The organism is Micromonospora okii (assembly GCF_020884795.1).
Lineage (GTDB): Bacteria > Actinomycetota > Actinomycetes > Mycobacteriales > Micromonosporaceae > Micromonospora > Micromonospora okii.
Genome location: NZ_BBZF01000012.1, coordinates 145,300 through 153,207, shown reverse-complemented (window position 1 = coordinate 153,207; position 7,908 = coordinate 145,300). Strand labels below are relative to the sequence as shown.

Annotated in this window: 3 protein-coding genes and 1 pseudogene; 1 reads left to right on the top strand and 3 read right to left on the bottom strand. The window is 76.8% G+C overall.

Annotation, left to right across the window (positions count from 1 at the left end):
• Window positions 1-30: 30 nt before the first annotated feature.
• On the bottom strand, window positions 31-5,601 hold the full coding sequence (locus LPU43_RS28630) for a type I polyketide synthase (RefSeq protein WP_373321624.1): 5,571 nt from the start codon (window positions 5,599-5,601) through the stop codon (window positions 31-33).
• Between the two features lie 282 nt (window positions 5,602-5,883).
• On the opposite strand from LPU43_RS28630, the gene LPU43_RS00680 reads away from it, so the two are divergent.
• Complete coding sequence (locus tag LPU43_RS00680; RefSeq protein WP_305073038.1) at window positions 5,884-6,642, top strand: thioesterase II family protein; 759 nt, start codon at window positions 5,884-5,886, stop codon at window positions 6,640-6,642.
• 54 nt (window positions 6,643-6,696) lie between these two features.
• Here LPU43_RS00680 and LPU43_RS00675 read toward each other — a convergent pair whose 3' ends face one another.
• Both LPU43_RS00675 and LPU43_RS00670 read right to left on the bottom strand, forming a co-directional pair.
• Window positions 6,697-7,584: an SAM-dependent methyltransferase gene (locus LPU43_RS00675; protein WP_229397776.1), complete on the bottom strand. Its 888-nt coding sequence runs from the start codon at window positions 7,582-7,584 to the stop codon at window positions 6,697-6,699.
• Between the two features lie 23 nt (window positions 7,585-7,607).
• A pseudogene (locus tag LPU43_RS00670) lies at window positions 7,608-7,908 on the bottom strand (hypothetical protein); the annotation flags it as partial.

Here is a 7,908-nt window from a genome sequence, read left to right as displayed (position 1 = left end):
CGTTGGTCGGCAAGCGGGGCGGTTCGCCGGTCAGGAGTGACCGAACCTGCTGTCGATGAGGTCGAAGAGTTCGTCGTCGCTGGCGTCGTCGATCGCCTGGGCGACGGAGCCGCTGCCGTCGGTGTCGCCGCTCCAGCGGGTGAGCAGTGCCCGCAGCCGCGCGGTGACGGCCGAGCGGGTCGCCTCGTCGGCGGTCAGCTCGGCGAGGGTCTCCGGGGCGGTGGCGGCGAACGCGGCCTCCAGCCGGTCCAGCTCGTCGAGGAGGGTGGGCGCGGGCCGGCCGGGGCCGAGCCGGGTCACCAGGTGCGCGGTGAGCGCCTCCGGGGTGGGGTGGTCGAAGACCAGCGTGGCCGGCAGCGTCAGGCCGGTGCGGGTGGTGAGCCGGTTGCGCAGCTCGACGGCGGTCAGCGAGTCGAAGCCCAGCTCGGTGAAGGACTGGTCGGGGCCGACGGCGGCGGGTGAGGCGTACCCGAGGACGTCGGCGACCTGGCCGGTGACGAGTTCCTCGACCAGCCGGCGGCGGTCGGCGTCGCCGGCCTCGGCGAGGCGGTCGTGGAACCCGGCGGCGGCGGGGGCGGCGGTGCCGGTGCCGCGCCGGGCCCGGCCGCCGGCCAGCCCGCGCAGGGGGGCGGGGAGGTGGTCAACGGTGGTGAGGGCGCGCAGGGCGGCCAGGTCGAGGCGGACGGGCAGCAGGAGCGGCTGGCGGCTGCGGCGGCTGGCGTCGAAGAGGGCGAGGGCCTGTTCGGTGTCGAGCGCGGCGATGCCCTGGCGGGCCATCCGGTCCCGCCGGGCGGTGCCGAGGTCGCGGGTCATGTCGCTGCCGGCCTCCCACAGCCCCCAGGCGAGGGAGGTGGCGGCGAGGCCGGCGGCGCGCCGGTGGTGGGCGAGGCCGTCGAGGAAGGCGTTGGCCGCCGCGTAGTTGCCCTGCCCGGGGCCGCCGAGCGGGCCGGCGATCGAGGAGAAGAGCGCGAACATCGGCAGGTCGAGGTGGCGGGTGAGGTCGTGCAGGTGCCAGGCGGCGTCGGCCTTGGGGCGCAGCACGGCGGCGGTGCGCTCCGGGGTAAGAGCGGTGACGGTCGCGTCGTCGAGGAGCCCGGCGGCGTGCACGATGCCGGTGAGCGGGTGCTCGGGTGCGACGGTGGCCAGCAGGGCGGCGACCTGGTCGCGGTCGGCGACGTCGCAGGCGACGAAGCGGGCCCGCGCGCCGAGCCGGGTGAGGTCGGCGAGGAGGTCGGCGGCGCCGGGGGCGTCGCCGCCGCGCCGGCCGGCGAGGAGCAGGTGCCGCACCTTGTGGGCGGTGACGAGGTGGCGGGCGAGGAGGCCGCCGAGGGTGCCGGTGGCGCCGGTGACCAGCACGGTGCCGTCGGGCAGCAGGTCGACCGCGCCGGTGGGGTCGGGTTCGGCGGGGGCCAGCCGGGGCACGAGCAGCCGCCCGTCGCGCAGGGCGAGCTGGGGTTCGTCGGCGGCCAGGGCGCGGCCGAGCAGGTCCGCGTCGGTGTCGGCGTCGAGGTCGACCAGCACGAAGCGGCCGGGGTGTTCGAGTTGCGCCGACCGGACGAGGCCCCACACGGCCGCGCCGGGCAGGTCGGTGACGTCGCCGCCGGAACCGGTGGGGACCGCGCCCCGGGTGAGCACGACGAGCCGCCGGTCGGCGAACCGGTCGTCGGCGAGCCACCGGTGCAGGGCGGCGAGGGTGTCGGCGAGCCGGGCGCGGGTGGCGTCGAGGGGGTCTGTTACCTGGGCGCGGGTGGCGTCGAGGGGGTCGCCGGGCGGGGCGGTCCCGGCGGGGAGGAGCACGAGGCGGGGGTCGTGCCGGCCGGCGGCGACGGCCTCGGCGAGCGCGTCCAGCCCGCCGGCCTGGGCGGTGCCCGCGAGCCCGGCGGCGGCGTCGAGGGTCACGATCCCGGGGGCCGGGCGGGGCGGCAGCGGCAGCGCGGTCCAGGCCAGGTCGAACAGTGGCAGGTCGGCGGAAGCGGCGGGGTCGAGCTGGTCGGGGCCGAGGGGCCGGGAGACCAGGGAGTCGATCCGGGCGACGGGCGCGCCGGTGCCGTCGGCGAGGGTCAGGGAGACGGCCGGGCCGGTGCGGGTGACGCGTACGCGCAGGGTCGTCGCGCCGGTCGCGCAGAGCGCCACGCCCGACCAGGCGAACGGGAGTCGGGCCCCGGCGTCGTCGGTGTCGGCGTCGGTGAGGCCGGCGACGTGCAGCGCCGCGTCGAGCAGGGCCGGGTGGAGGGCGAAGCCGCCGGTGGCGACGCCGTCGGGGAGCGCGACCTCCGCGAAGACCTCCCCGCCGGTACGCCAGGCGGCGCGCAGCCCCCGGAAGGTGGGGCCGTGGTCGACGCCGAGGGCGTGCAGCCGCTCGTAGATCGGCGGCACGTCGACGGCGGTGGCCCCGGCGGGCGGCCACTCGGTCAGCGGCTCGGGGGGCTCGGGGGCCCCGGGGGCGAGGACGCCCTCGGCGTGCCGGGTCCAGTCGGCGCGCGGGTCGTCGGCGGGGCGGGAGTGGATGCCGACCCGGCGGCGGCCGTGCTCGTCGGGGGCGGCGAGGCCGACCCGCACCGCGCGGGCGCCCTGCTCGGGCAGGAGCAGCGGCGCGGCGAGCGTCAGCTCCTCCAGGGTGTCGCAGGCGGCCTGCGCGCCGGCGTGCAGGGCCATCTCCACCAGCGCCGTGCCCGGCACGACGACCCGGCCCCACACGGCGTGGTCGGCGAGCCAGGGCTGGGTCCGCACGGAGAGCCGGCCGCCGTGCAGGCGCACGTCGTCGTCGGCGGCGGGGAGGAGTTCGGCGTCGAGCAGGGGGTGTTGGGCGGCGCGGACGCCGAGGCCGGTGGCGTCGGCCCCGGTCGGGGCGGCGTCGAGCCAGTAGCGCCGGCGCTGGAAGGCGTAGGTGGGCAGGTCGACGGTGCGGGGCCGGGCGCCGGTGTGGGTGAACCACGCGGCCCAGTCCACGCCGGTGCCGGTGACGTGCAGCCGGGCGAGGGCGGCGGCCAGGGTGGCGGCCTCGGGCTGGTCGCGGCGCAGTGACGCCACGAGGTGCGCGGGCCGGTCGGCCGGGGTGTCGGCGGCCATCGTGGCGAGCGTCGCGTCGGGGCCTACCTCCAGGAACGTGGTGACGCCCAGCCCGTGCAGCGTCGCCACGGCGTCGCCGAACCGGACGGCCTCCCGGGCGTGCCGGACCCAGTGGTCGGGGTCGGTGATCTCGGCGGGGTCGACCACCCGGCCGGTCAGGTTCGACACGATCGGCAGCGTCGGCGGGCGCCAGTCGAGGCCGGTCAGGGCGGCCCGGAACTGCGCCAGCATCGGCTCCATGAGCCGGGAGTGGAACGCGTGGCTGACCGGCAGGCGCTTGGCACGCCAGTCGCGCCCGGCGCAGTCGGCGGCGATCCGGTCGAGGTCGTCGGTCGGGCCGGCCAGCACCACGGCGCGGGGCCCGTTGACGGCGGCCACGTCCACGGCGTCGCCGGCCAGCGTGCGGGCCTCGGCCTCGGTCGCGCCGACGGCGAGCATCCCGCCCCCGGCGGGGAGCGCCTGCATGAGCCGCCCGCGCGCCGCCACGAGCGCGCAGGCGTCCGCCAGCGACAGCACCCCGGCGACGTGGGCGGCGGTCACCTCGCCGATGGAGTGCCCGACCAGGTAGTCGGCGGTCACCCCGAAGGAGGCGAGCAGCTCGTGCAGCGCCACCTCCAGGGCGAACAGGCCGGCCTGGGTGTAGGCGGTGCGGTCGAGCAGCCCCGCGAGGTCGGTGCCCGGCGCGGCGAACACCACGTCGCGCAGCGGGTGGTCGAGGTGGCCGGCGAAGAGGGCGCACACCCGGTCGAACGTCTCGGCGTACGCGGGGAACCGGTCGTGGAGATCGCGGCCCATGCCGGGCCGCTGCGCGCCCTGGCCGGTGAAGAGCAGGGCCCGGCGGCCCGGGGTCGCCTGCCCGGTGACGAGGGTCGCGCCGGCCCGCTCGGGGTCGCCGTCGGCGAGCGCGTCCAGCCCGGCGAGGAGGGCGTCCCGGTCGGTGCCGAGCAGCGCCGCCCGGTGGTCCAGGGCGGCGCGGGTGGTGGCCAGGGACCAGCCCACGTCGGCGGGCGGCAGGTCGGCGCGCTCCCGGGCGTACGCGGCCAGCCGCGCCGCCTGCGCGGCCAGGGCCTCGGGCGAGCGCGCCGATACGAGCCAGGGCGCCACCGGCGGGTCGGTCGGCGCGGCGTCGGCGGGCCGGGGTGGCTCGGCGGGCTCCGGCTGTTCCAGGATGACGTGGGCGTTGGTGCCGGAGATGCCGAACGACGACACGGCCGCCCGGCGGGGGCGGTCGGCCTCGGGCCAGGGCGTCGGAGCGGTCACCAGCTCCACCGCGCCGGCGGACCAGTCCACCTTGGACGAGGGGGCGTCGACGTGCAGGGTGGCGGGGACGAGGCCGTGCCGCATCGCCAGGATCATCTTGATCACCCCGGCGACGCCGGCCGCGGCCTGGGTGTGCCCGATGTTCGACTTGACCGAGCCGAGCAGCAGCGGCCGCTCCCGGTCCTGCCCGTACGTGGCCAGCAGCGCCTGCGCCTCGATCGGGTCGCCGAGGGTGGTGCCCGTGCCGTGGGCCTCCACCACGTCCACGTCGGCCGGCGACAGCCGCGCGGCGGTCAGGGCCTGCCGGATCATCCGTTGCTGGGACGGGCCGTTCGGGGCGGTGAGCCCGTTCGACGCGCCGTCGGAGTTGACGGCGGTGCCGCGCACCACCGCGAGGACGCGGTGGCCGAGCCGCTGGGCGTCGGCGAGCCGCTCGACCAGCAGGACGCCCACCCCCTCGGCGAGGGCGGTGCCGTCGGCGCCCTCGGCGAACGCCCGGCAACGGGCCGAGGCGGAGAGGTTGTCCTGCCGGCTGAAGTCCACGAACACGGATGGGGTGGGCAGCACGGTGACGCCGCCGGCCAGGGCCAGGTCGGCCTCGCCGCAGCGCAGGGCGTGCACGGCGAGGTGCAGCGCGACCAGCGACGACGAGCACGCCGTGTCCACGGTGAGGGTGGGCCCCTCGAACCCGAACGTGTAGGCGACCCGACCGGAGGCGATGCTGCCGGCGTTGCCGAGGCCGAGGTAGTCCGCGACGCCGTCGGGCACGTCGGCGGCCCCGGAGGCGTAGTCGCCGTGGCTGAGGCCGGCGAACACGCCGACCCGGCCGCCGCGCAGCCCGGTCGGGTCCACCCCGGCGGACTCGAACGCCTCCCACGAGGTCTCCAGCAGCAGCCGCTGCTGCGGGTCCATGGCCAGGGCCTCGCGGGGGCTGATGCCGAAGAACCGGGGGTCGAAGTCGCCGGCGTCGTGGAGGAAGCCGCCCTCCCGCACGCGGGACGTGCCGGGGCGCTGCCCGGTCGGGTCGTGCAGGTCGGCCAGGCCCCAGCCCCGGTCGGTGGGGAAGCCGCCGACGGCGTCACCGGAGGCGGCGAGGAGGTCCCACAGTGCCTCCGGGGAGGTGATCCCGCCGGGGAAGCGGCAGGCCATCCCGACGACGGCGATCGGCGCCTGGGCCGAGTCCTCCACGTCGCGGAGCCGTTGCCGGGTCCGGCGCAGGTCGGTGGTGACCCTCTTCAGGTACTCCCGGAGCTTCTCTTCGGTGTCCATCAACCTGACCCATCGCGGTGGCCGGCGGAGACCTGACGTGGGCGGCGGTACGAATGCGCGAAGTTCCTCAGGCCAGATCGGTTCTACGTCCTTGTGCACAATTCAGCCGAGAGCCCCGGGTCCCCTCTGCGGGCGAAGCTATGGCGCGGCGACGAGCTGCGACAACCCCTAACCCGGCGGGCCGTCCGCTAGGGGTGGCCGCACCCGGTGGATCGGATTAGCGTCCCCCTGATCGCCGGTGCCGCCGGATCGCGGCACCACCGCTCGGGGAAGGACCGCGTGAGAATGACCGACTCGGACAACGGCCTGTGGATCCGTCGGTTCCACCCGGCGCCGGCCGGGGCGCCTCGGCTGGTGTGCCTGCCGCACGCCGGTGGCTCCGCGAGCTTCTACTTCCCGGTGTCCCGGGCACTGTCGCCGGCCGTCGACGTCCTCGCCGTCCAGTATCCGGGGCGGCAGGACCGCCGCCACGAGCCGTGCGTCGAGACGATCGAGGAGCTGGCCCGGCAGGTGTTCGGGGCGCTGCGGCCGTGGCGGGACGGGCCGTTGGCGATCTTCGGGCACAGCATGGGCGCGAGCCTGGGCTTCGAGGTGGCGCGGCTGATCGAGGCGGAGACCGGCGCGCCGGTCGCGCACCTGTTCCCGTCGGGGCGGCGGGCGCCGTCGCGCCGCCGGCACGAGACGGTGCACCTGCTCGACGACGAGGGCCTGCTGGCCGACGTGAAGAAGCTCAGCGGCACGAACGCGGCGGTGCTCGGCGACCCGGAGCTGCTGCGGGCGGCGCTGCCGGCGATCCGCAACGACTACCGGGCGGCCGAGACGTACGAGTACACGGCGGGGCCGAAACTGAGCTGCCCGGTGACGGTGTTCACCGGCGACGCCGACCCGAAGACGACGGTCGACGAGGCCAGGGCGTGGGAGGAGCACACCACCGGCCCGTTCGACCTCCGGGTCTTCCCGGGCGGGCACTTCTTCCTGGCCCAGCACCAGCCGGCGATCCTGCGCACCATCTCGGCGGCCCTGGCCCCGACGACGGTCAACTGACCCGGCGGCCCCCGCCGCCCCGGAGGTTCCGGGCGCGGCGGGGGCCGCGTCGCGTCACGGCTTGCGGGCCACCGCGATGACGTAGTCGAGGAGGTCCAGCTCCTTCTTGATCAGCGCCTCGTCGCGCCAGTGGTTGGCCATGCCCTTGACCGCGCTGGCCTCGGCCTCGGCGCGGAACGCCGGGTCGCTGGGCCGGCTGGCCTGGAACCGCCGCCAGCCCTCCCAGGCGCGGTCGCGGATGGAGCGCACGTCGACATTGGCGAAGCCGGCGGCGTCGAGCTGCTCGGCGTAGCGGGCGCGGTCGTGCCAGTTCTCGTCGGGGATGCTGAACTTGACGAAGCTCAGCGGGCCGGAGCTGATCGACATGCGGGCGGTGTCGTTGCTGAGCGGGATGATGTCGGCGGTCGCGAGCGTGCCGCCCGGCTTGAGCACCCGGAATGCCTCGGCGAAGAAGGCGCTGCGCGGGTAGAAGTGGAACGCGGACTCCAGGGCCACCACCCGGTCGACGGACCCGTCGGCGAAGGGCAGGGCGAGGGCGTTGCCGAGCTGGAAGTCGGCCCGCTCGGCGACGCCCTCCCGGCGGGCCCGCTCCTGGGCGTACTCGACGTGCCGGGGGGTGACGTTGATGCCGTGCACCTTCGCCACCCGGCGGTCGCGCAGCCAGGCGAAGTCCTGGTCGCCGTAGCCGAAGCCGACGTCGACGACGGTGTCGTCGGGCTTGAAGCCGGCGGCGTCGGCGAGCTTCGTGGCCAGCGCCTCGCCGGCCGCGTCGAGGCTGGTGACGCCGTCCTCCCAGTAGCCGACGTTCATGTAGCGGGTGGTGCGGGCGGCGAACTCCACGCTCGGGGACTGGATCTCGTAGAAGCGGCGGACCCGGGTCACCGGGTCCTTCGTGGCCAGGGTGCGGATGACCCGGCCGAGGGTGCGGAGGTTCTCCAGCATGTCAGCTCCTTGAGCAGGGGTGGTCAGGGTTGCCGCGCCCGCGCGGAGACCTGCTGGCGCAGGTCGTCCACCAGGGCGGCCAGGTCGTCGGGGCCGGCCGCGACGCCGAAGACGTAGAAGTCGGGCCGGACCAGCACGGCGTCGGCGTCCGCGCCGGCCAGGTAGGCCAGGTGGGTGCCGTCGAGGTCCACGACGTCGACGGCGGCGGTCGGCGGGGCGGCGGAGCGGGCTCCGGTGGCGGGGGCGTCGGCGCAGGCGTCCGCGCCCGCGCTGGCGTCGGCGTCGGCGTCGGCGTCCGGGGCGGCGGGGCGGACGGTGACCCGG